Below are 21966 nucleotides of genomic sequence, written 5' to 3' on the forward strand. Positions count from 1 at the left end.
TCTAGTTTCGTTGTCGTGCAAAAATACGAATTGGCGTTCCTTCAAAGCCAAATGCTTCGCGAATTTTATTTTCTAAGAAACGCTGATATGAGAAATGCATTAGCTCTGGTTCATTTACAAATACAACAAATGACGGTGGCTTAACCGCAACTTGTGTTGCATAAAAAATCTTTAATCGTTTTCCGTTATGCGTTGGCGTTGGGTTCATCGCCACAGCATCCATAATAATGTCGTTCAATACGTTTGTTTGAACGCGCATTGCGTGATTTTCACTTGCTGTTTGAACAACAGGTAAAAGAGTATGAACGCGCTTTTTCGTTTTCGCTGATAAAAATACAATTGGTGCATAGCTTAAGAATTGGAAGTGATCACGCACTTTCTCTTCAAATTCCTTCATTGTTTTTTCATCTTTCTCAACTGCATCCCATTTGTTCACAACAATAATAATAGCTTTACCTGCTTCATGTGCATAGCCTGCGACACGTTTATCTTGTTCAATAATGCCTTCTTCTCCGTCTAACACAACAAGAACAACGTCAGAGCGTTCAATTGCTCTTAAAGCACGAAGTACACTATATTTTTCGGTACTTTCATATACTTTTCCTTTCTTTCGCATTCCAGCTGTATCAATAATTACGTATTCTTGATCATCTTTTGTAAGTTTGCTGTCAATTGCATCACGTGTTGTACCTGCGATATTACTTACAATAACACGCTCTTCTCCTAAAATGGCATTCACAAGTGAAGATTTCCCTACATTTGGACGACCAATTAATGAAAACTTAATAACTTCATCGCCGTATTCTTCGTCTTCATCTTTCGGAAAATGACGAGCAGCCTCATCAAGCAAATCTCCAAGTCCTAATCCATGTGAACCTGAAATTGGGAATGGTTCTCCAAACCCAAGAGAATAAAAATCATAAATAAGCTCTTTCATCTGTGGATTATCAATTTTGTTAACGCCAAGTACAACTGGAGTTTTCGTACGATATAAAATTTTAGCTACTTCTTCATCAGCTGCTGTAATGCCTTCACGACCGTTTGTTAGGAAAATAATAACGTCCGCTTCATCCATTGCAAGTTCAGCTTGCTGACGAATTTGCGTCATAAATGGCTCATCGCTAAGTTCAATTCCGCCTGTATCAATAATATTAAAGTCTTTGTTCAGCCATTCAGCAGAACTATAAATACGGTCTCTTGTTACTCCTGGAACGTCTTCTACAATCGACACACGCTCACCGACAATACGATTAAAAATAGTCGATTTTCCGACGTTTGGACGACCTACAATTGCAATAACTGGTTTTGCCATAACTTTGTCTCCTTCATTTGTTCATCATCTAAACGCGATACTTTTTCTTTTAACCATCGCTATGATTTTTTATTTCAAATTTGTCTCATTTCATTTTTCAAATGTTCCGTTTTAAAAAATAAAGGACCCTTTTATTTAATAAGGGTTTTTAACCTTGTTATTTTATCAAAAACCATCATTATGAACAACTACCCTTTTTTGAAAAAGGAAGATGGTCTTTCCTTTAAACGAACAAAACTAATATAATAAAATGTTTTTTTCATGCTCTCCCATAAAAAAAGGGCAAGTGTCACAGCAGCTATTAAGCTTAAAAACGCTTCATTCCCGACTTCAGGTTTTATCCCTATCTTTCCTAGCACAATGGAGAGAAGTGCTTCTCCTACACAAGCTCCATTAATAAAGTGCCACTGCCTCGCTCGATGTGGAGCAACGACAACGCATGTAATGAGGAACATACAAGCGCTCAGAAGCCATAAGTAATCTCCAACGATCCAAACTGGGTCATAAAGAGCAAACAAATAAAAACCGCCATAAAATAGAGCAATTATGAGTGTGTATATCCAGCTTATCATATAGTTTGTTTGATTTTTGTAAGGAATGAAAGAACTTGTGAACAAAACAAGATACGCTACATTAACCTCCCAAATCTCAAAAGAAATAAACGTTGTAGAAAAAATAAGCAACAGTAAAATAAGAGCACTTAAATAGGTTCTTTCCTTTGTTTTTTCCATAAAAAAAGTCAGTAAAACCCACCATATCCATGAGAACCAATAAAAATAAAGGACATCCATCCACTAACCTCCCAACATCTCCATTATGTGTAAAAACCATTCAAAATAATCGTATAGGAAGAAAACTGAGCGGGAATCCTAACTTACTAAAGGAGGGGTAACAATGGGAAAAGACCGTCAAGAAAAAAAGCTACGAGAGTCTAAACGTGTGGAGTCTGACCGTGATCAGGGTCTTCATTACAAGGGAGCAACCCATATGCAAAGCCCTGAAGAAGCAAGACAAATTAATAAACGCTAAAAAAAGGCTTGAGTATCATCATACTCAAGCCTCCTTTGTTGTTGCTTACATCTTCGTTCGAGTTCCGTATTTGTTTAAATCAATTCCACGTGAAGATAGCCAATGATGTGTATCACCGCTAATAACGAGCGGAACCTTTTTTAGTTCCTCCACAGTTCGGCAACCAAGAGCAGCCATAATAATTATCATTTCGTCTTGAATTGTCCAAAGTTCTTCTAAAATACCTTCCATTCCTTTATCTCTTAGAACTCGAAGGAGCGTCCCTGCCATTCCTACCGCATTCGCACCAATACTTAGCGCTTTCACGGCATCTACAGCAGATTGAATTCCACCTGAACCAATTGTGGATATGTATGGATGTTTATTGTTTACTTCTATTAAAGATGCTGCTGTTGTAATTCCCCAACTATTAAAAAATTCGTAGTGACGGTCGCGTCGTTCATTTTCAATTTTGGAAAAGTTTGTTCCCCCGTATCCACTTACATCTACAATGGAAACACCAACATTTAAAAGTTTTTCAACTGTTTCATGGCTCATTCCAAATCCTACTTCTTTTACGACAACGGGTACGCCAACTTCTTCCACGATTCGTTCGATTCGTTCAAGTGCTTGCTTAAAATCCCGATCTCCTTCTGGCATGACAAGCTCTTGAATAACGTTAAGATGAATCTGAAAAGCATCGGCATCAATCATCTCAACAGCTCTTTTTGCTTGTTCTACTGTAGCTTCACTTCCAAGGTTAGCAAGAATAATACCATCCGGATTACAGCGTCTTACCACTTCGTATGTTGCCGCTTCCTTGCTATTTTTAATTGCCGCCATTTGGGAACCAACAGCCATGGCAACTCCCGTTTGGGCAGCTGCTTTTGCTAAACTTCCATTTATTTGTTCTGTTTCACGTCCGCCGCCACCTGTCATCGCATTGATAAAAATTGGCGAACTTAAGAAAAGCTCGCCAATTTTTGTAGAAATATCAATTTCATCAACAGATGTATTCGGTAAACTATTGTGAACAAATCTTATATCTCCAAACCCATGTTTTCGTTCTTGCCCTGTTGAAAGAGCATGGTTAATATGATCAATCTTTCGTTGTGCTCTGCTCACAATCATCACCATTTATCTCAGTTTTTTTAGCTGATCTCCAATCATTTCTCCAAGTTGGAAACCTGTAGATTCTTCTTTTTTCTCATACTGACTATAGTCTTCTTTTTGTGCACCTTTTCCTTCTTCAAGTTCACGGATGCTTAGTGACAAACGTCTTTCATTCTCATTCACATCTAAAACTTTCACCTTAACAGCTTCGCCTTCTGATAAAACTTCATGTGGCGTACCGATATGCTGGTTTGAAATATGAGAAATATGAACAAGGCCTTCTACACCAGGCTCAACTTCTACAAATGCTCCAAAGGAAACAAGGCGATTCACTTTTCCTTCTAAGACATCTCCTTGTTTGATACGGTTACTAATGTTTGACCAAGGCCCTTCAAGCGTATCCTTAATAGAAAGTGAAATACGAGAATTTTCTTTATCAACAGACAATACTTTAACGTTTACTTTATCACCTTCTGTAACAACATCAGATGGTTTTTCAACATGAGTATGTGAAAGCTGTGAAATGTGTACAAGGCCGTCAACACCACCGATATCTACAAACGCGCCAAAATCTGTTAAGCGTTGTACTGTCCCCTCAAGAACTTGCCCTTCTTCAAGAGAATGAAGAAGCTCTTGCTTTTTCGCTACTTCCTGCTCTTCTACAACAGCACGATGTGAGAGAATAACGCGGTTTTTCTCGCGATCAAGCTCCATCACTTTTACGCTCATCGTTTTTCCTTTATAATCTTCAAAGTCTTCTACAAAATAGGTTTCTACTAAAGAAGCTGGAATAAAGCCTCGCACGCCGATATCAACAACAAGGCCACCTTTAACAATGTCTTTTACTTCAACGTCAAACACTTCTTTTGATTCTAATTTTTCTTCTAAATCGTTCCATGCTTTATCTGCATCAACAGCACGTTTTGATAAAATTAAAGCTTCATCTTCTACTTTAAGAATCTTTGCCTCAATTTTCGCGCCAACTTCGATCACATCTTCCGCTTTTTCAATATGTAAGCTTGACAGCTCACTAATTGGAATGATGCCATCTACTTTGCTGTTTTCAACTTCTACAAAAACTTGCTTTTCTTCTACTTTTGAAACGGTTCCAGTAACTGTTGCACCCACTTCTAGGTTGTTAATTTCTACACTATTCATATCTTCTACCATTGCCTTAACCTCCTTAGTTGACCAACAACTTACTTATTTAAAAGTTTGAATTTATACTGTCTTCTCGCTAGTCTACGAGAAATCCTCTTTTTTCTAACTTCTAATAAATATACCCTTTTTGTCAAGTGTTAAGCCTTAAATGTTATTGATATTTATCGAGCAGAAGACCGATTTCTTTCATTACAACTTCCGTTACTTCTTCAGAAGAGGCTCGCTCTTTTTTCATCTCGGTCACATCGATTGGTTTACCATATACAACCTGTAGTTTCTTAAACGGTTTATAAGGACCAATAACAGCACATGGAACAATAACCGCATTTGAACGAAGAGCAAAAAAGCCGACACCTGCCATCCCTTTCCCGAGCTTTCCATCTTTACTACGTGATCCCTCTGGAAACAGACCAAGCGCTCCCCCTTCTTTTAAAATAGAAATTCCTTTGCGGAGCGCGTCTCGATCGCTAAGCCCTCTTTTAACAGGAAAAGCGTAGATTTTTGGCAGTAACGTTTTCAAAACAGGAACTTTAAAAAGCTCTGCTTTAGCCATGAAGTAGACAGGACGAGGAAACGTCATGCCTACAACAGGAGGATCAAAATTTGAAATATGGTTTGAACAAACAATTACGCCTGCATCTTTTGGAATATTTTCTTTACCGATTATTTCCACTCGAAATAGCGGGGTCAAAACGGACTTTACTACCCCACGTGCAAAACCGTAAATGCTCATGAGACATTAATCCTTTCGTCAGCAAGATCTAGAATCTTAGCTACCACTTCTTCGATTGTTAATGAAGTTGTATCAATTTCTACTGCATCTTCTGCTTTTCGAAGTGGAGAAACTTCTCGTTCAGAATCAAGCTTGTCACGCTTGGCAATATCAAGCTTAAGCTGTTCTAAATCTGAATCAAATCCCTTTAGTTTATTTTCTTCATAGCGTCTATACGCTCTTTTTTCTACTGAAGCAAGTAAGAAAACTTTTACTTCTGCGTGTGGAAGAACATGTGTCCCAATATCGCGTCCGTCCATTACAACTCCACCGCCTTTTGCTAACTTGCGTTGGCGGTCAACCATTTCTTTACGAACTTCTCCATGTTTTGCAACGATGGATACTTCTTTTGTTACTTCATTTGTACGAATTTGTTCTGTTACATCTTCTTCATTAATGAAGATAAGTTGACCTTGCGGAGAAGGCTTTAATGTAATATCTAACGTGTATAAAAGATCTATTAGGGCTTGTTCGTTTTGAAGATTTACTTTTGTTCTTTGCGCCTCATAAGTTAGGGCTCGATACATTGCCCCCGTATCAACATAAATATAAGATAAGTTAGTAGCGACGATTTTAGCAACAGTGCTTTTTCCTGCAGCCGCTGGTCCATCAATCGCAATTGAAATGTGCTTTTCCATGCGTCCTCCTCTAGTTATTTTAAAATTTCAATTCGTGCATATGTGAACGAAAAAAAAGCAGGGATTTCCACTCCTGCATGCTTTCCTTGAGTATCTTGTTTACTCTCTCTTTATCTTATCATACGTTCCCTTACTGGTCGAACGTTTCCACAATTTTTGTGATATTCTCTTTTGTTACGCCTTCGTATTGAGGAATTTTTGAAATATATGGGCTGATAGCTTCGACCCGCAGAAGAGCCTGAGAAAACAGTAAACAAAAGAGCTGGATAATAAGAAGCTTAAAAAGAACCCGTTCTACTTTTTTCAACTATGATCACTCCATTAAGCTATAAAAGTTATTTCTTTATCCATTATGGGGCAATCATTTTTGTTTTATTCTAAAGAAGACCTTTTCTCTTTAGTTCTCTCTGTACTTCCAGCGTGTATCGAATAAGTGCCTCTTGCTCTTTAACTCCAAGCGTTAAAAACTTCACCCCGACATTATGTTGCTTTTCTATATGAGAGGGCAAAATATTAATAATCTCCGCTTCAGTTTGTATATGATAATATTGATCAGATAGCTCAAAAACGAGCCAAACGTTTATTGTATCTCCCTTTTGAAAAAAAACTCCTTTTTCTTTAACAGCTAAAAGAGCTCCGCTTGCGCTGATGTTTTTCGTGATTGTTGTAAAAGGCTCAAATGTCCCATCTAGAGAGTGAAGAGCTGCAGGAAGTGTTGCATCAACGCGGACATACTCACGTCGTTGGTATTTAACTAAGCTTTCTTCTCCTTTATAATGAAGCTGTATCATAGGAATTTCCTTTTTTATACGCCCAACAACTTCCGTTGAAAAATGGTATGTCACTCCATTCTCCTCTACAAAATAAGCTTTTAACCTTGTATGCATAAGAAGAAAGGCACTCTTTTTAGTTGCTTGATGAATAGGATAATCAATATAAATATATCCTTCTCCTTCCTCAACAACTTTGCAATAGTACTTTCCTTCTCCGTTTACTTCTTCTAACCTCAACGATGTTCCAACCTTCAGCTCCATAAACACTCTCTTCCTCTCTACTTGTTACCGTTCCTTTTTCATATGACAGGATAACTCACTATATTTTACTAATTATTATTAAAACATGAACAAAAAAAAAGAGAAAGGGAATCCCTTTCTCTTCTAAACACCATTATAAATTGGTTCTGTGTTATCCATTTTCTTCACATCTTCTTCATTTCCACTTTCAGCATTAATAAAAATACGGTATGTGTCTTTATTAATGGTTCCTAAAAACTCATAGCACAGTACTTCTTCACCAAGATCATTTTGAATAATCGCAAGTCTTTCTTCTTGGATGAGTACATTTTCATTAATTTTCTTTTTAGCTTCATCAGCGTTAAGAGCAGGCTTTGGAATTTCACGGTCATAGTGTGCAGCTAAGAAATCTGCTGCTGAAAACCCGACAATACTTCCATCTCCAAGTGAAACTTTAATTTTCACAGCATCTGGATAAATACGAACTCCTTGTCTCTCTTCTACAAATGTAAAAACTCCTACATTATCATATTGAGCACTATCAGATGCCACAAGACTTTCAAATCTTTGATCTTTTAAAAATTTCATCGCTTTATTCATTGCTGTATTCAAGCTGATATTTTGCTTATCTACATCAACATGGCGAATAGCCCAAATTGGATAACCACCTTTTTTCGTAATATCCATATTTGTTTCTTGTTCTTTTCCAGGCTCTTGGATACGTAGGCTGTAAAATTTATAGTTTGCTCCATTTCCATTTTTCGTTACATCAATCTTTGCATTTTTGTCTAATTCGAGGAACGAACGTGCAACTTTCTTTGCTTCATTCTCATCAATTTCTTTTCCTTTTAGTTTTGAGAAGTTTTTATTTCCCTCTTCACTGCTTGCATTTGTTGGACCAAAATCAGTCTCTGAATATTCTCCAGCTCTCTTTTCAACTGTCTTCAAACCATCAATAATTGTGTTGTCAGCTTGAGCATCGTTTGTGGCAAGCGCCATTTCGACGTCCATCCAGCGAAGATTATCTTCTAATACTAAATTTTGTACTTTCCGTAAATCTTGCTGAATATCTGTAGACTGTTTATAAAGCTCTTCTAGTCTTCCGTACTCCTCATCTGTTAACGGGTTTTTATCTAAATCACGTACGCCAACTCGGTACGAAAAATCGCTAACATTTGAAAGAAACTCTTCTGTTTTATTGAAAGGAACAAGTGTTAAAGGAAGCTGTCCAACGTTACTATGTGCTTCAGATGTTACACGCCAAACTTCCGTTAATGCCGGGGAAAGCTGATCTCTTGAGCTCATAGCAAGCGTTGAACCCATTTTGTCATTCAATAAGCTCATATCATATGTTAAATCATGGAAAGCTCTTTGGTAGTTATTTTCCGCTTGCAAAAGAACTGCTGTTTTTTCTTTATGTTCTTGGTACCCCCAATACCCAACACCTATAATCCCAATAGAAAGGATACAAATCAATATTGTTCGTAACATATTGCTCACCTCTTTATCTACAGAATATATGTTTCCCTATTTTCTTAATTTGCGGTCTTGACCATATCCATGCACTTGTAGCAGTATCTGGATTAAAATAATATTCTGCGTTTCCTGTTGGGTCCATGCCGTTTAAAGCATCTAGAACCGCATTCTTAGCCGTTTGGTTTGGAGTAAGCCAAATTTGACCATCAGCAACCGCTGTAAAGGCCCCAGGTTCAAAAATGACGCCTGCTGGTGTATCAGGGAACGACGGGCTTTCCGTACGGTTGATAATAACAGCTGCAACAGCAACTTGACCAATATATGGTTCACCTCGAGCTTCTCCGTAGACAGCATTGGCCATCAAATTAATGTCATTTTGTGAATACCCATCAGGAACATTTGCTGCTTGTGGTTTATTAGAGCTTCCTGTTTTTGTAGCAGATTGCTGTGTCCCTTGGTTTCCACCAGGGGATGCTTGATTTCCTTTAGCTCCACTAGTTCCTTTTTGCCCAGCGTTATTTGTGCTGCCTTTAGATGTTCCACCTTTGTTAGAACCTCCGCCAGCCTGTCCGCCTCCTTTTGATCCACTGCTTCCTTTTTTGACTTGTTGATCAAGCGGTATATTTCCATAGTGCGAAAAATTTCGTCCTTTTCGGATTTGCTCTTTTACATATCCTTCATGATATTTTGTTGCAGCAACAAGTTTTCTCTTCATTTCAGGCCCTACTAATCCGTCTACTTTCATTCCAAATTCATACTGAAAGTTTCTTGATGCCCAGTACGTTCTCCATCCAAATACTCCATCAATTGGTCCAGTATAAAAGCCTACATACTGCAACCTTGACTGTAGCTCTATTACATCATTACCAACAGCTCCATGCTGAATTACTTGATTTGAAAAGGCTTTGGCTACATTTTTGTCAGAAAAAGTTGGAATAAAGACCCATTGACATATGAATAGTACAAATAAAATATTCCTTACTTTACGAAACCGAATCATCCTATACCCTCCTAAATCATACCTGATTGATGATAAGAGTATTTTTTGTAAAGTCCGCTATTTTATTCAGATCTCACCTTTCCTTCCCTTCATAAGAAAAACCCCTTAAAAGCAGGGGCTTTTAAGGGGTTTACGCGTTGAAACCATTTAATTTATCTTTTTTCCATAAACTTCTAAACCTTATCTTTCACATTAAGAAGGAGTAAAAAAATCGCTCACAGGTGGTTTTGTTTTTTTGGCTTTTTTAACTTTCCATAGCCCTAACCCCCATAGAAAAACCATGAATGGAATCATTAATACCATCCAATTATCAATCGTTCTTAAGATATAGTCGTACATTCCATGAAGTAAAATGGGAATAAATAAAGAATATGTGAGCCATTTTCTACGGCTGCTTTTCCCAAAAAACTTTCCTTTCCCAAGATAGTATCCCATAACAACGCCGAAAAGGGCATGACTCGAGACAGGTAAAACTGCACGAGCAAAAGCGTCTTGCACACCGTTCGCAACAAGGTAAAGGATGTTTTCGGCAGTAGCAAAGCCTAATGAAACAGCGGCTCCATATACAATGCCGTCGTAGTGTTCATCAAATTCCACATGCTGAAAAATTGTAAAGTAGAGTACAAACCATTTAAAATACTCTTCTAAAAATGAAGTTGTAAGAAAGGAATTTAAAAATGCCCCTTGCAACACTTGCTCTTCTTGCATGACATACTGTATAAACATAATAGGCAACACAAGGACTGCCCCAAAGATAAATGTTTTTAAGACAACTGAGATTGGCTCTGTTTCGTACTCATCTTTTAAATAAAAGTAGCTCAAAAGCGCCAGTCCAGGGGCAATGCCTGCTGAGATGATTGCGAGCATTCAAGCGCCTCTTTTCTCTTTTTTTTAATCGTACCATGTTCATTAGTGATTGAGAATGGTTTCAGTTAAAAGAATTTACTATTCCTAGTTCATAATTCATAAGGAGGGATAAACATGCGAAAGATTCACATCATCCATACTGGCGGAACTATTTCTATGGAAGAAGACCAAAGGGGAGCTGTTAAGCCAGGGGATAAACATCCGCTTAGCGATCTTTCAGGTTTATTTGATATTGAAATTGATGTTCAAATTTCAGAAATTTTTCGTCTTCCGTCCCCGCACGTAACACTTGCACATATGCGCCAGCTTGCACAAGGGATTGAAGAAGCAATCCAAAATGGTGCCGAAGGTGTTGTTGTTACACATGGAACTGATACACTTGAAGAAACGGCATATTTCCTTGATCTTGTTCTACAACAAAACGTCCCTATTGTACTAACTGGTGCAATGCGTTCAAACAATGAGCTTGGAGCAGATGGACCGCACAACCTTTTTTCAGCTGTCGAAGTTGCGCTTTGTAAAGAAGCTGGAGATAAAGGTGTTCTCGTCGTCATGAATGACGAGATTCATACGGCAGCTAACGTTACTAAAACACATACAAGTAATGTGGCTACATTTCAAAGTCCTCAGTACGGACCGATTGGAATTGTAACAAAGCGTGGAGTAAATTTCCATCATGCTCCAACATCTCACGACCATTTTCCAATTACAGAAACAAAGAAAAATGTTATTCTCTTAAAAGCTTATGCAGGGATGGATGAACAGATTTTCCAAGCTCTCTCTTCTCTTAAAATAGATGGGCTCGTTATTGAAGCACTTGGTCAAGGAAACATGCCTCCTCAGACTGTACCGCAGCTTCAAAAGTATATTGAAAAAGGCATTCCAATTGTTCTTGTTTCCCGCTGTTTTAATGGTATTGCACAAGATGTGTACGGATATGAAGGCGGTGGAAGAATGCTAAAAGAACTTGGAATTATTTTTTCAAATGGGTTGAACGGTCAGAAAGCTCGTATCAAACTCGCCCTTGCATTAGAAACAACTTCAAATCACAAAGTTCTTTCTCAATATTTCACTCAATGAAAAAAGGCGACAATGCTCGCCTTTTTTATGAAATAATATGTTTGGCAATAAGATCTCCATGAAAGCGTCCATTTTCAATAAAGATTTCATTTGCATTATTTCCTGCTGCAATGACACCTGCAATATAAATTCCTTCAACATTCGTTTCCATTGTTTCGCTGTTAAAATGCGGGCGACCAGTTTCTTCATCACGCTCAACTCCCATCTTATTCAAGAAGGCATGATCTGGATGGTATCCTGTCATAGCGAAGACAAAGTCATTTTTAATCTTATGAACTTCTGTTCCTTTTACATATGTGAGATGCGATTCCGTGATTTCTTTCACATTCGCTCCAAACTCCATTTGAATGGTTTCGTTGCGAACAAGGGCTTCAAACTCTGGCAGCACCCAAGGCTTGATGCTTGGTGAATATTCAGCACCACGGTATAACACTGTCACTCGCGCTCCTGCTTTTACAAGTTCAAGCGATGCATCAATACTTGAATTTTTCCCTCCGATTACCACAACATCACAGTTGTAATAAGGATGTGCTTCTTTGAAATAGTGAAAAACTTTTGGAAGATCTTCGCCCTTTACGTTCATGTAGTTTGGATGGTCATAGTAACCAGTTGCAATGATTACCTTCTCTGCTTCATACGTTTCCTTATCTGTAAAAATATGAAACATTCCATCTGATTGCTTTTCCACTTTAACGACCTTTTCGAACGCATTCACGCGAATTTGTTTACGTTCAACAACTTCACGATAGTATGCAAGCGCCTGATTGCGCTTTGGCTTCCGATTTTCTGTGATAAAAGGAACATCACCTATTTCCAATTTTGCACTTGAACTAAAAAATGTTTGATGTGTTGGATAATGGTAGATTGCGTTCACAATGTTCCCTTTTTCAATAACAAGGGCATCTATCCCTTCCGCTTGCAGAGCAAGCGAGGCAGATAGTCCACAAGGGCCTCCTCCAACAATTATAACTCTTTCCTTTTTCATTGCCGCTCCTCCTTAGTCGTAAAAAAACTTCACTATTTATTAAACTGTATAAGAGCAAGTAAAATTAAAGCTTTTTTCTTATAAATTAAAAAAATCTCCTAATCTATATTAGGAGATTTTTTGGATGGATGCAAATATAGGGCTTTAAATCCACCCTCTAAAACGAGAGGCTTCGGCCATTTTTCTAACACCAACCATATATGCAGCTAAGCGCATATCAACTTTTCTCGTTTTCGATATATTATAAATGTTATGAAATGATTTGACCATTACTGTTTCCAGCTTTTTCTCTACTTCTTCTTCTGTCCAATAATAACCTTGGTTATTTTGAACCCATTCGAAATAAGAAACAGTGACTCCACCAGCGCTCGCTAGCACATCTGGCACAAGGAGAATGCCTCTTTCAGATAAAATTTTAGTTGCTTCAAGCGTTGTAGGCCCGTTTGCTGCTTCAACTACAATGCTTGCTCGTATATCATTTGCATTTTCTTCTGTAATTTGATTTTCGATAGCTGCTGGGACAAGAATATCACACTCAAGTTCTAAAAGCTCTTTGTTTGTAATTGTACTATCAAAAAGCTTTGTTACAGTACCAAAACTATCTCGTCGATCTAGTAAATAATCGATATCAAGACCGTTTGGATCATGAAGAGCTCCGTATGCATCAGAGATGCCAACTATTTTAGCTCCAGCATCATGCATAAATTTGGATAAAAAGCTACCTGCGTTTCCAAATCCTTGAACAACAACGCGTGCTCCTTCTAGTTCAATTCCTTTTGCTTTCGCTGCTTCACGAATGCAAATTGTTACCCCTTTAGCTGTTGCTGTTTCACGACCATGTGAGCCACCAAGCACAAGCGGTTTTCCTGTAATAAAACCAGGAGAATTAAATTCATCAATTCGGCTGTACTCATCCATCATCCATGCCATAATTTGCGAGTTTGTAAAAACATCTGGAGCTGGAATATCTTTCGTCGGTCCAACAATTTGGCTAATGGATCTTACATAGCCGCGACTTAAGCGCTCAAGCTCACCAAATGACATATTACGTGGGTCACATACAATACCGCCTTTTCCACCACCATAAGGAAGATCAACGATACCACATTTTAAACTCATCCAAATAGAAAGCGCTTTAACTTCTTTTTCTGTTACACCCGGGTGAAAACGAATTCCTCCCTTTGTTGGCCCAACAGCATCATTATGCTGTGCACGGTAACCTGTAAAAACTTTCACAGAGCCATCATCCATACGTACAGGAATCTTCACTGTCATTAATCGTAAAGGCTCTTTCAAAAGCTCAAATACTTCTTCTGGATACCCTAACTTTTCTAAAGCACTATGTATAACAGTTTGAGTTGACTTTAATACATCGTTTTTGTCTCTATCATCATGTTCATTGGTTTGCATTTTATCGGCAACCATTTAGAGAACCTCCCACAGTCAAATATAGTAAATGGTGCTTCTTTCATGACATAGTATACACCTTTCATATGCTGATGCAAAGAGAAAAACGCAAAATTTCACATTTAAAAATCGACTTTCTTGAAAGCGATTAATTCTTCTCTAGAAATTTAAAAAAAGAGCGACTATATGACGAACGTTCGTCATATAAAATCGCTCTTCTTTTCATGATGAAAATTTCTCAGCTATAAACGATAGCGCATTCTTTTCAAGGAGCATTTTCCCATATTCATGAACGCGATATTTTGTCAGCGTTGACGGATATCCATACTCAGCCAAAAGCGCTACAAGAGTTTCTGTATCCAAATCCTCTTCATTCTCTGTGTCCACTAATAGATAAAAGTGTTTGCCATAAGAATAAAGCGTACCACTTTTCACATCTAAAGGGGAGAGTCGATTTGCAAGCTGGATAACATCTTCAAAAGATGAAAATTCAAAGAAAATGTCCTGATTTTCATCTAGCGTTACCTGCATTTGAATATAGTCATCCATGAAGTCATCATCTTCTTGGTCTGAGAGGTCTTCAGAACTTGTTGTTAAAATAACGACCATGCCCTGCGCTTGAAGAGCAAATACTTCAACAGCAAGCGACTGTGTTGGTTGAAAACCTAACTCTTCACTCGCCTGGTCAACCATATCTCTAAAAAGCTGCTGGACTTTTAACGAGTTGTTCCACATATCCTCTTTTGATAATCCGCGTTCTGTTAAATCATCAAACGTCAAGAAAATTTTTATCTTGTTATAATTCAGGCGCTCTAATCTCATCATACACCCTCCCCATTCGCCGAAACAACGACATTAACAGTTTAATATATGCACTTGTTGAAAAAGAGTTCATTCGTGCTGTTACAATAGAGTTTACATGTTTATAAGAAAGAAGACAACCTTATTGCATTTGAATCTCTGTTAATTTTATGTTAATCCAACGTTCCCATTCTTGTTTTGAATCACCGACAATAAAAGAAAGGATGCTTTCATCTTCCACATTTGAAAAAGCAGCTCCCCCAAGGCCGATTGAAAGTGAAGAAAATTCCCGTTTCACTTCTTTTACAAGAGCTATTGTTTCTTCCTGGTTTTCTTTCATTGTACATGACATAAACAATAAGGAAGGCTGAACTTCTCCAACAACTATTTTTACATCTTGATTATCGACGCTGCTCCCTAAATAAATAACTTCAAAACCTTTCATTTTTAAAAAGAGCGTAAAAATGAGTAATCCAACTTCATGTCGCTCGTTTGGTCCACATACAGCAATTGCTCTCGGCATAATTGGTGGTGATGGAAATGAATAAAGAATAATCCCAATTCTTGTTTTAATAAGCTGTGATGCATAGTGCTCATGGGCACTTGTAATTTTCCCTTTCTCCCACAAATCTCCAATGGATATTAATAGCGACCCTAAAATATCAATAACTACCTTCTCAATTGAATAAAGACTAAAAGCTTGATCCATAAGTTGCTGAGCTCTTGTTTCTTGAAAAGATAAGAGAGCTCTCAAAAGATCTTCTTTGATTTTTGAGGTTGTTGTTGCTGTATCTTCTTCCTCTATTGAAAAAACAGCCTCTTTTTCAAGTAATGAAACGGCTTGACTAATTGTAAAACCACTATTTACTTTGTCTGTTAGCCATTTTATCGTTTTTAGGTCTCGATCCGTATACAACCGATGACCTGAATCATTACGGACAGGATCTACTATATTGTATCGTCTCTCCCATGCACGCAATGTTCCAGGCTGAACACCTACAAGCTGTGAAATTGCTTTTATATTATATTTTCCTTCTCTTGAAGCCATTGCGAACCTCCAAGTAAACATCGTTTCTTTATCTAGTTGAATTATACGTTACCAGTATTTTTGTGTAAACGTTGTATACGTTTTGTATCATTAGCTTGTAATTGTAATATGGTGTGTCTGAGGCTTTGCACCAAGCCTTAGAGGTACCTTCGTTGTACCATATCCATTACTTATTAAAATAGTCGTTCCATTTCTTGTATAAACTCCCCCATGCTCATAAGGTCCCCATCCAAAAAAGCGAATTTGTCCTCCGTGTGTATGACCGCTTAAAACGAGGGAAATATTCATCTCCTCCTTTATCCTTCTCATAATGAAAGGATTATGGCTCAAAAGTAAACGAAAAGAATTTTTTGCACCTTGAACAGCTTTTTCTAAATCTGCCTTCCGTTTTGAAACATCCTCAACGCCAATGAAATCAATCGAATGCTCTTTCAACAGATAGGACTTTGCTTCATTACGAAGAACAGTTACACCGTTTTCTTCAAGCAACTCTGAAAGCTCATCTTCTCCTGCTTCATAGTCATTATTTCCCCATACAAAATAAACAGGTGCTAAGCTTTTTAGTTTTTGCACATTTTCTGCTACTTGAAGAAAAGGTACTTCCTCTTCCGTTAAGTCTCCCCCTATAATGACCGCGTCAACCTCATCCTTCATTTTCTCAATGAGTTTGTCATCTATCGTCCTTTTATGAACATCGGAAATAAAAAAAAGACGCAGTTTTTCACGAGCGGGAAACTGCGGGAAACGGAACCTATGATATACAATTCGGTTTTCAAAGGCATTTTTCCACATGTATCCTAATAAAACAACTGGAAACAACGCCATGGAAAATATAAACTTCACGATATCTCCTCCTCTACTTCTCCTGCTTTTTCTTGGTGATACAACATCTGCTCTCCCTTAACGGTCACAAATGTTAGAGAAGAATTTTTAAAAATTTATTTTTTGATAAAAAGTATTCAAAACTCATACTATGAAAAAAAACGGAATATGGGTCTGTCCTATTGCTACTTATGCTCGTGATATAAATTTACATCAAACTTTTTCATCATCATTGCGAAAACGGCTTGTCTCGCTTCCCATCTAGTTGGCTGAGGCCAGTATTCCCCTGCTTTCTGAATAATTTCACACCGAAGCTCGTGAAATTCTTTTTCTGCCTTCTCACATTTTTCATGAACATATTTTAAATAGAAAAAAAGGCTTCCCATCACAAGAATAAACATAAAATAAATGGACCGTTCAAGCATATGAGTAAGAACGGATTGAAACGTTAACTGTTCTAAAGTTTGAAGTGAAAACCACGTATATCCCATTATTCCGACTGCCAAAAGAAGCAATAACCCCTGTAGCTTTTTTTCTTTTTTTGTTAACGTATCAAACTTTCTTTTCCGCTTTACGACACTTTGTAATACAAACTTTGTCGCTTCATCTGTACGATGATCAAGCGCTTGAATTTCTTTCTCCATGCCCACTCCTCCTACATTCCGCTTTGTTAATATAGGTATGTGGTTGTCCTAGTCATTATTATGTTTTTTTAGGCATGTTCTTCTTTTTCAATATAGCGAATATATAAAGCAAGTACAAAATCAATTACAAAATGTGCCGTCATTGTTACAAGTAAGTTATCCGTCCACCAAAAAAGCAAGCCGATCATAAAACTCATTAAAACAACCGAGCTAAACAGTACTGGTTTTGTTAAATAACGAACATGAATAAGCGCAAAAATAATACTTGCTCCAACAAGACCAATATGTGCTTGTACAACTCCTCGAAAAAGCAGTTCCTCTACAAAAGAAATAAGAAGACAAAGAAAGACAATATGCCAAAAGGAACGAGAGCGAAAAATTTGGCGGTTGATTCCTCCATCATCATAAAGATGACTTGGCAGCTTTATTGTCAGTAAAAGATCAACTGCCACAACAACAAGGGCTGGAAGCATGCCAAATAAAAAAAGCTCCCGAAAGTCAAGTTGAAAATACTCCCCTAATTCTGCTGGTTGATCATGCAAAAAGAATAAGAGTCCAACTGTGAGAAGAAAAAGTAGCCCCTGTGTGCCATATAAACTCCAAATCAGTTCTCTATCACTATACTTAGAAGTGTTCATACTTTTCCTCTTTCTGTCCTAACAGATGTGATAAATGATTTATCCAACTATACGGTTTTTTATCCTCATTCACATATTCACGTTCTTCATATGCTTCTTCATCAATCCCGCAAATGTCGCAACATAATGGTGGAGTAGGCTCGCTATCGTTCTGAAAATAATCAAGGATAATGGAACGGCGACATGATTTTGAAAGTAGAAACTTTTTCATCTCTTTAAAACGAGCTTCTTTATCATGAAGCCTGCTTTCAACAGCTTTCTGGATATTGTTAACCATTTCTTCTTTATGGTTCATTTTCGCTAGTTTGTCGTTTTTAATCATACCATTTTGCTGCAAGTGAAAACGAATAAAGCGCCAGTGAACTTCATTGATGCCATATATCTCGATCATATCTCGATCAAGTAGCGAAACATTCGTTCCATCTTGGTACTTTTCTAATATAGATAAAACAGCATAGCATAACGAACGGTCAGGAAGTTCGCTACTCATAAGATGAAAAGCGAGCTCGTCATCGCGCTCATCGTAAAGAACAACAGAAAAACTTTCTTTTCCGTCTCTCCCTGCTCTTCCCATTTCTTGAACGTAGCTTTCAAGCTGTGTTGGGGGGTGGAAATGGAGCACAAACCGAACATTTTTCTTGTTTACTCCCATACCAAATGCACTTGTGCAGCAAATCACATCAAGCTGATCATGAAGAAACTGCTGTTGAATTAAAATGCGCTCATTATATGGCATCCCCCCATGATAAAAAGCAACATTCCTTACTCCATTCTCAAGCAAATATTCTGTTAAGTTTTCGGTCCAATTTCGGCTTGAGCAATAAATAAGGCAAGGTTTTTTCATTTTTTGCACATAGCACAGTACATGCTCTTTTTTTTCTTCTATACTTTCAACTCGTTTAACTTTCATTCCAATATTAGGACGATTCACAGAATAAATAAGCTTTGTTACATCTTCTAAATGTAAATGTGCCACAATATCCTCGGTAACCGCTTCTGTTGCAGTTGCTGTTAGCGCTAAACAAGTTGGACGTTCAAGTTTTTCCCACACTGATCCAAGCATTGAATATTCTAGCCTAAAATCGTGCCCCCACTGTGAAATACAGTGTGCTTCATCAACAACAAAAAGAGCGATGCCAATGCGTTTCAAAGCATCCAGCGTTCGTGGATTTTGTAGTGCTTCTGGAGAAGCGTAAATGAACTTATATTTTGAAAGCTCGTTCACTGCTTTTTTCCACTCTTTTTCTTGCAAAAAGCTATTTAAAGCAATCACGCGCTTTTCTCCAGTCATTTTAAGCTGCTGAACTTGGTCTTCCATCAGAGAAAGAAGCGGAGACACAATGAGAATCGGTTTGTTTATAATATAACCTGTGAGCTGATAGCATAGCGATTTCCCTGTTCCTGTTGGCAAAACCGCTATCGTATGCTTTCCCTCTAGAAGAGAACTTATCACTTCTTTTTGTCCAGGCTTAAATGTTTGGTAGCCAAACTTTTTAAAAAGAATATCTTCTAACTCCATGTGACTCTCCTTTCTTTAGTCAAATGAGCAAGCACAAGCCTAATCTGAAAATAAGTAATAGAAGATGACACTTCATCTTTGATAGGTTTTAATTTATTCGTATTGAGCTTTAAATAGACGCGTTTAATTTCTTCTTGTTCAGCATTTGTTACATAGTCTGAGAGGCTAAAATCATCTACAAAAAGGGCAATTTCAGCTAAATGATCTTCAATCGTACTTTTTTTCAAACGACGAATTCTCATAATGTCTTCAAATGACTTGTTTCTCTTCATAAGTTCATATGTTGCCTTAGCTGATGATGTTAAGGGAAGAACAACATTAAAATCGGTTAGTAACCCTTGTAGTAGCTTGTACAAATCCTTCTGCTTTTTCAACATATGAATGATAAAATGCACCGTTGCTAGTTGGCAAAGATGCACATAATGCTCATCAATATTATACTCTTTCGCAATTTGAACGTTTGTTTCTCCTGCATACTGATACCCTGAAAACTGCCGTACAAATATCTCCACATTAAGCTGTGGGGTTTCCTTCAAAATGTTTTTTAGCTCTTGAAAAAGTTGATGAGCTAATTCAGTCCGATTCTGCCTATTTCGCACAAGAAAGTTTTTTAACCATCTTAACGTTTCCTCATCTCTTGTCACAGGAACAAATTTCTTCTCTTCGTAAACTAAATTTGAGACAGTTTGGAACAGAACAAGAAGACGTTTCCAAAAAGGGTATGTTACATTGGCATACTGCCAGCCGTTCAGTGAAGATGGTAGTTCATTAGTCGTTAACCACTTTTGTACATATTCTTGACCTTTTTCTGTAACTTGATAAACATGTTCCCCTTTGGAGATAATAGCCTCTTTTTGAACTAAGGTTGTGATCATACTATCAAAGGATGGTTTCTTTAAATAAGGAAAAGATTGGAACAAAAAAGACAGACCGTAGATTTGCCCATCTTGGATTGTTTGGGCTGATTTCTTTCCTTTTAATAAATGATAAACCCCATATATTGTACGCTCTTCTTTCAAGCGTTGAAGACAAAATAACATTACAATATGAAGAGAATTCATAATAGATACGCTTCTCCTTATAACATTTCTTTTTTCTTTATTTTAACATGCATTTGTTGTTCACACACTTTTTTCCCTTTGCATAGCCTATAAAGATCAATTGAAAAATAAGGACATTTTCTCTTCGTTTTTCCTTACGCCTTTTCGGGTAATACTATAGTGAACAGAATGAATTGGTTCAACAAGATATTCCTTGTAGCTTGTTATTAAGATAAGCATTAGGATGACAGAATGATTTTTCTATTGAAAACTTATCCAAACAGCCGTACAATGTTTAGTGAGTATGAAACGTATTGTTTCGTGATAACTACAATAATCATAAAATTTATATGATGGATAGAATTTTAGGAGGTCTTTATAATGGCAAAGTATACGATTGTTGACAAGGACACATGCATTGCTTGTGGTGCATGTGGAGCTGCAGCACCTGATATCTACGACTACGACGACGAAGGTATTGCATTTGTAACATTAGACAACAATGAAGGCGTTGTAGAAGTACCGGAGGCACTTGAAGATGACATGATGGATGCATTTGAAGGATGCCCAACTGAGTCTATCAAAGTAGCGGACGATCCTTTTGAAGGCGACGCTCTTAAATACGAATAGAAAAAAGCTCGTTAGGATCATTCCTAACGAGCTTTTTTATTTTGAAACAGATGTTGAAGGATGAATAGAGCGTTTGGCAATCCAAGTGTGCATCTTAGCATACATAAGACCAAACAAAACTCCGACAATAGCACCTTTAACAATGTTGAATGGGAAGATAGCTGTTGTAACTGTTGCATAAAGCATTTTATCTGACATCGCTGGTGCTTGTAAAAACCATGTGTAAGCCGGTAAAATAACATAATAATTAAGAATGCTCATAACAGTTGAGGTCAAAATAGTTCCTACTGCAAGACCAAGCGTAATGCTTTTACGGTTGCGAAACTTGCGAAACATAAGCGCAACGGGCACTATATATAAAACTCCAGCGATAAAATTAGCAAGTGATCCAACTGGAACACCTGTCATACTTCCTTGAACAGCATAATACAAGAAGTTTTTAATTGCTTCAACTGCAATTCCCGCTAGCGGTCCAAAAACAATTGCTGCAATAAGAGCAGGAAGCTCACTGAAGTCAATAAGCAAAAAGCTTGGGAAAATAGGGATAGGAAAATTAAGCATCATCAGTACATAAGCAATACTGCTCAGCATTCCTATCGCAACGAATTTTTGAGTCTTTTTATTTTTGTTCATAATCCTCTCTCCTTCTTTGCGATCCATCTCAAAGAAGAAAGGTTCTTGTATTAAACGCAAATAAACTCCTTCATAAATAGCTGAAGGAGTTAGCAGAGCTCGTTTAATAAACGTTTAACAATTAAAAAATTAAACGTTTGAACCTCCACCTTCTCCCTTCCAGACTGTACTGTCGGCTTTGGAATTTCACCAAATCCTGCTTTCAATGAAAGCTCGCGGGCTGTAACCGCCGGTCGGGAATTTCACCCTGCCCCGAAGATGAACCATATGTGATTTTATGTTCATTATAACTTTTCTCGAATTAAAAGTAAATTATAAAAACCTTTTTCCTTTCCTTAACAATAAAAGATCTCCTTTTA

General features: G+C 37.5%; 24 protein-coding genes and 1 riboswitch. Of the genes, 3 read left to right on the forward strand and 21 right to left on the reverse strand.

All coding sequences use genetic code 11. The features are described from left to right. Nucleotide 1 precedes the first annotated feature (1 nt). Together der and MOC86_RS12345 are read right to left on the reverse strand one after the other, a co-directional pair. Nucleotides 2-1312 (reverse strand): ribosome biogenesis GTPase Der, encoded by a 1311-nt coding sequence (gene der, locus MOC86_RS12340; RefSeq protein ID WP_040056724.1) that lies wholly within the window; start codon nt 1310-1312, stop codon nt 2-4. A 188-nt stretch (nt 1313-1500) separates the two neighbouring features. Then, nucleotides 1501-2103, reverse strand: coding sequence for a hypothetical protein (locus tag MOC86_RS12345; protein ID WP_268584472.1), 603 nt, complete (start codon nt 2101-2103; stop codon nt 1501-1503). Between the two features lie 103 nt (nt 2104-2206). Here MOC86_RS12345 and MOC86_RS12350 point away from each other — a divergent pair, with 103 nt between their 5' ends. After that, the gene (locus MOC86_RS12350; RefSeq protein WP_019391668.1) at nt 2207-2341 is read left to right on the forward strand and encodes a YpzI family protein; all 135 of its coding nucleotides are present in this window, start codon (nt 2207-2209) and stop codon (nt 2339-2341) included. Between the two features lie 45 nt (nt 2342-2386). Here the strand turns inward: MOC86_RS12350 and fni are convergent, their stop codons facing one another. The 9 genes from fni to prsW all read right to left on the reverse strand — a co-directional run bounded on the left by fni (nt 2387) and on the right by prsW (nt 10360). Beyond that, nucleotides 2387-3457 (reverse strand): type 2 isopentenyl-diphosphate Delta-isomerase, encoded by a 1071-nt coding sequence (fni, locus tag MOC86_RS12355; RefSeq protein WP_419146632.1) that lies wholly within the window; start codon nt 3455-3457, stop codon nt 2387-2389. Continuing rightward, nucleotides 3458-4603 (reverse strand): 30S ribosomal protein S1, encoded by a 1146-nt coding sequence (rpsA, locus tag MOC86_RS12360; RefSeq protein ID WP_268584474.1) that lies wholly within the window; start codon nt 4601-4603, stop codon nt 3458-3460. 142 nt (nt 4604-4745) lie between these two features. Beyond that, the gene (locus MOC86_RS12365; RefSeq protein ID WP_243517965.1) at nt 4746-5327 is read right to left on the reverse strand and encodes a lysophospholipid acyltransferase family protein; all 582 of its coding nucleotides are present in this window, start codon (nt 5325-5327) and stop codon (nt 4746-4748) included. Further along, the gene (cmk, locus tag MOC86_RS12370; RefSeq protein WP_268584475.1) at nt 5324-6004 is read right to left on the reverse strand and encodes a (d)CMP kinase; all 681 of its coding nucleotides are present in this window, start codon (nt 6002-6004) and stop codon (nt 5324-5326) included. Before cmk ends, MOC86_RS12365 begins: the two co-directional genes overlap by 4 nt. A 130-nt stretch (nt 6005-6134) precedes the next feature. Beyond that, a complete protein-coding gene (locus MOC86_RS12375) occupies nt 6135-6311 on the reverse strand; it encodes a YpfB family protein (RefSeq protein WP_158512826.1) in 177 nt (58 codons plus the stop codon). A gap of 70 nt (nt 6312-6381) precedes the next feature. Continuing rightward, nucleotides 6382-7038 carry a flagellar brake protein gene (locus tag MOC86_RS12380; RefSeq protein ID WP_268584476.1) on the reverse strand — a complete coding sequence of 219 codons (657 nt, stop codon included), beginning with the start codon at nt 7036-7038 and terminating at the stop codon, nt 6382-6384. 123 nt (nt 7039-7161) lie between these two features. Beyond that, a complete protein-coding gene (gene ypeB, locus MOC86_RS12385) occupies nt 7162-8508 on the reverse strand; it encodes a germination protein YpeB (protein WP_268584477.1) in 1347 nt (448 codons plus the stop codon). 13 nt (nt 8509-8521) lie between these two features. Then, complete coding sequence (gene sleB, locus MOC86_RS12390; RefSeq protein WP_268584478.1) at nt 8522-9493, reverse strand: spore cortex-lytic enzyme; 972 nt, start codon at nt 9491-9493, stop codon at nt 8522-8524. Between the two features lie 192 nt (nt 9494-9685). Continuing rightward, on the reverse strand, nt 9686-10360 hold the full coding sequence (gene prsW / locus MOC86_RS12395) for a glutamic-type intramembrane protease PrsW (RefSeq protein ID WP_243517951.1): 675 nt from the start codon (nt 10358-10360) through the stop codon (nt 9686-9688). 114 nt (nt 10361-10474) lie between these two features. Between prsW and MOC86_RS12400 the strand changes: the two genes are divergently transcribed. Beyond that, on the forward strand, nt 10475-11440 hold the full coding sequence (locus MOC86_RS12400; protein WP_268584479.1) for an asparaginase: 966 nt from the start codon (nt 10475-10477) through the stop codon (nt 11438-11440). Nucleotides 11441-11465: 25 nt separating this feature from the next. Here MOC86_RS12400 and MOC86_RS12405 read toward each other — a convergent pair whose 3' ends face one another. From MOC86_RS12405 to MOC86_RS12445, 9 genes are all read right to left on the reverse strand, one after another. After that, nucleotides 11466-12425 carry a YpdA family putative bacillithiol disulfide reductase gene (locus tag MOC86_RS12405; protein WP_268584480.1) on the reverse strand — a complete coding sequence of 320 codons (960 nt, stop codon included), beginning with the start codon at nt 12423-12425 and terminating at the stop codon, nt 11466-11468. A gap of 144 nt (nt 12426-12569) precedes the next feature. Further along, the gene (locus MOC86_RS12410) at nt 12570-13850 is read right to left on the reverse strand and encodes a Glu/Leu/Phe/Val family dehydrogenase (RefSeq protein ID WP_268584481.1); all 1281 of its coding nucleotides are present in this window, start codon (nt 13848-13850) and stop codon (nt 12570-12572) included. Nucleotides 13851-14054: 204 nt separating this feature from the next. After that, complete coding sequence (locus MOC86_RS12415; protein ID WP_040056729.1) at nt 14055-14654, reverse strand: genetic competence negative regulator; 600 nt, start codon at nt 14652-14654, stop codon at nt 14055-14057. A gap of 121 nt (nt 14655-14775) precedes the next feature. Then, nucleotides 14776-15681, reverse strand: coding sequence for a MerR family transcriptional regulator (locus MOC86_RS12420; RefSeq protein ID WP_268584482.1), 906 nt, complete (start codon nt 15679-15681; stop codon nt 14776-14778). Between the two features lie 90 nt (nt 15682-15771). Next, nucleotides 15772-16524 carry a metallophosphoesterase gene (locus MOC86_RS12425; RefSeq protein ID WP_268584483.1) on the reverse strand — a complete coding sequence of 251 codons (753 nt, stop codon included), beginning with the start codon at nt 16522-16524 and terminating at the stop codon, nt 15772-15774. Between the two features lie 164 nt (nt 16525-16688). Next, a complete protein-coding gene (locus tag MOC86_RS12430; RefSeq protein ID WP_111925119.1) occupies nt 16689-17147 on the reverse strand; it encodes a DUF2663 family protein in 459 nt (152 codons plus the stop codon). 68 nt (nt 17148-17215) lie between these two features. Beyond that, nucleotides 17216-17785 (reverse strand): CPBP family intramembrane glutamic endopeptidase, encoded by a 570-nt coding sequence (locus MOC86_RS12435; protein WP_268584484.1) that lies wholly within the window; start codon nt 17783-17785, stop codon nt 17216-17218. After that, nucleotides 17772-19304 (reverse strand): RecQ family ATP-dependent DNA helicase, encoded by a 1533-nt coding sequence (locus tag MOC86_RS12440; RefSeq protein ID WP_268584485.1) that lies wholly within the window; start codon nt 19302-19304, stop codon nt 17772-17774. Before MOC86_RS12440 ends, MOC86_RS12435 begins: the two co-directional genes overlap by 14 nt. Continuing rightward, nucleotides 19295-20365, reverse strand: a complete 1071-nt coding sequence (locus MOC86_RS12445) for a helix-turn-helix domain-containing protein (RefSeq protein ID WP_268584486.1) — start codon at nt 20363-20365, stop codon at nt 19295-19297. Before MOC86_RS12445 ends, MOC86_RS12440 begins: the two co-directional genes overlap by 10 nt. Nucleotides 20366-20725: 360 nt before the next feature. On the opposite strand from MOC86_RS12445, the gene MOC86_RS12450 reads away from it, so the two are divergent. After that, on the forward strand, nt 20726-20974 hold the full coding sequence (locus MOC86_RS12450; RefSeq protein WP_019391647.1) for a ferredoxin: 249 nt from the start codon (nt 20726-20728) through the stop codon (nt 20972-20974). A gap of 36 nt (nt 20975-21010) precedes the next feature. On the opposite strand, the gene MOC86_RS12455 is transcribed toward MOC86_RS12450, so the two are convergent. Then, complete coding sequence (locus MOC86_RS12455; RefSeq protein ID WP_419146633.1) at nt 21011-21607, reverse strand: ECF transporter S component; 597 nt, start codon at nt 21605-21607, stop codon at nt 21011-21013. A 143-nt stretch (nt 21608-21750) separates the two neighbouring features. Further along, a riboswitch (FMN riboswitch) is annotated at nt 21751-21871 on the reverse strand. Nucleotides 21872-21966 lie beyond the last annotated feature (95 nt).

The organism is Priestia endophytica (genome assembly GCF_026790145.1).
Taxonomy (GTDB): domain Bacteria; phylum Bacillota; class Bacilli; order Bacillales; family Bacillaceae_H; genus Bacillus_I; species Bacillus_I endophytica_A.

Excerpts from the sequence above, each read along its gene's own strand:
- der (WP_040056724.1), bottom strand. The coding sequence starts at position 1,312 with ATGGCAAAACCAGTTATTGCAATTGTAGGTCGTCCAAACGTCGGAAAA.
- MOC86_RS12345 (WP_268584472.1), bottom strand. The coding sequence starts at position 2,103 with ATGGATGTCCTTTATTTTTATTGGTTCTCATGGATATGGTGGGTTTTA.
- MOC86_RS12350 (WP_019391668.1), top strand. The coding sequence starts at position 2,207 with ATGGGAAAAGACCGTCAAGAAAAAAAGCTACGAGAGTCTAAACGTGTG.
- fni (WP_419146632.1), bottom strand. The coding sequence starts at position 3,457 with ATGGTGATGATTGTGAGCAGAGCACAACGAAAGATTGATCATATTAAC.
- rpsA (WP_268584474.1), bottom strand. The coding sequence starts at position 4,603 with ATGGTAGAAGATATGAATAGTGTAGAAATTAACAACCTAGAAGTGGGT.
- MOC86_RS12365 (WP_243517965.1), bottom strand. The coding sequence starts at position 5,327 with ATGAGCATTTACGGTTTTGCACGTGGGGTAGTAAAGTCCGTTTTGACC.
- cmk (WP_268584475.1), bottom strand. The coding sequence starts at position 6,004 with ATGGAAAAGCACATTTCAATTGCGATTGATGGACCAGCGGCTGCAGGA.
- MOC86_RS12380 (WP_268584476.1), bottom strand. The coding sequence starts at position 7,038 with ATGGAGCTGAAGGTTGGAACATCGTTGAGGTTAGAAGAAGTAAACGGA.
- ypeB (WP_268584477.1), bottom strand. The coding sequence starts at position 8,508 with ATGTTACGAACAATATTGATTTGTATCCTTTCTATTGGGATTATAGGT.
- sleB (WP_268584478.1), bottom strand. The coding sequence starts at position 9,493 with ATGATTCGGTTTCGTAAAGTAAGGAATATTTTATTTGTACTATTCATA.
- prsW (WP_243517951.1), bottom strand. The coding sequence starts at position 10,360 with ATGCTCGCAATCATCTCAGCAGGCATTGCCCCTGGACTGGCGCTTTTG.
- MOC86_RS12400 (WP_268584479.1), top strand. The coding sequence starts at position 10,475 with ATGCGAAAGATTCACATCATCCATACTGGCGGAACTATTTCTATGGAA.
- MOC86_RS12405 (WP_268584480.1), bottom strand. The coding sequence starts at position 12,425 with ATGAAAAAGGAAAGAGTTATAATTGTTGGAGGAGGCCCTTGTGGACTA.
- MOC86_RS12410 (WP_268584481.1), bottom strand. The coding sequence starts at position 13,850 with ATGGTTGCCGATAAAATGCAAACCAATGAACATGATGATAGAGACAAA.
- MOC86_RS12415 (WP_040056729.1), bottom strand. The coding sequence starts at position 14,654 with ATGAGATTAGAGCGCCTGAATTATAACAAGATAAAAATTTTCTTGACG.
- MOC86_RS12420 (WP_268584482.1), bottom strand. The coding sequence starts at position 15,681 with ATGGCTTCAAGAGAAGGAAAATATAATATAAAAGCAATTTCACAGCTT.
- MOC86_RS12430 (WP_111925119.1), bottom strand. The coding sequence starts at position 17,147 with ATGGAGAAAGAAATTCAAGCGCTTGATCATCGTACAGATGAAGCGACA.
- MOC86_RS12435 (WP_268584484.1), bottom strand. The coding sequence starts at position 17,785 with ATGAACACTTCTAAGTATAGTGATAGAGAACTGATTTGGAGTTTATAT.
- MOC86_RS12440 (WP_268584485.1), bottom strand. The coding sequence starts at position 19,304 with ATGGAGTTAGAAGATATTCTTTTTAAAAAGTTTGGCTACCAAACATTT.
- MOC86_RS12445 (WP_268584486.1), bottom strand. The coding sequence starts at position 20,365 with ATGAATTCTCTTCATATTGTAATGTTATTTTGTCTTCAACGCTTGAAA.
- MOC86_RS12450 (WP_019391647.1), top strand. The coding sequence starts at position 20,726 with ATGGCAAAGTATACGATTGTTGACAAGGACACATGCATTGCTTGTGGT.
- MOC86_RS12455 (WP_419146633.1), bottom strand. The coding sequence starts at position 21,607 with ATGAACAAAAATAAAAAGACTCAAAAATTCGTTGCGATAGGAATGCTG.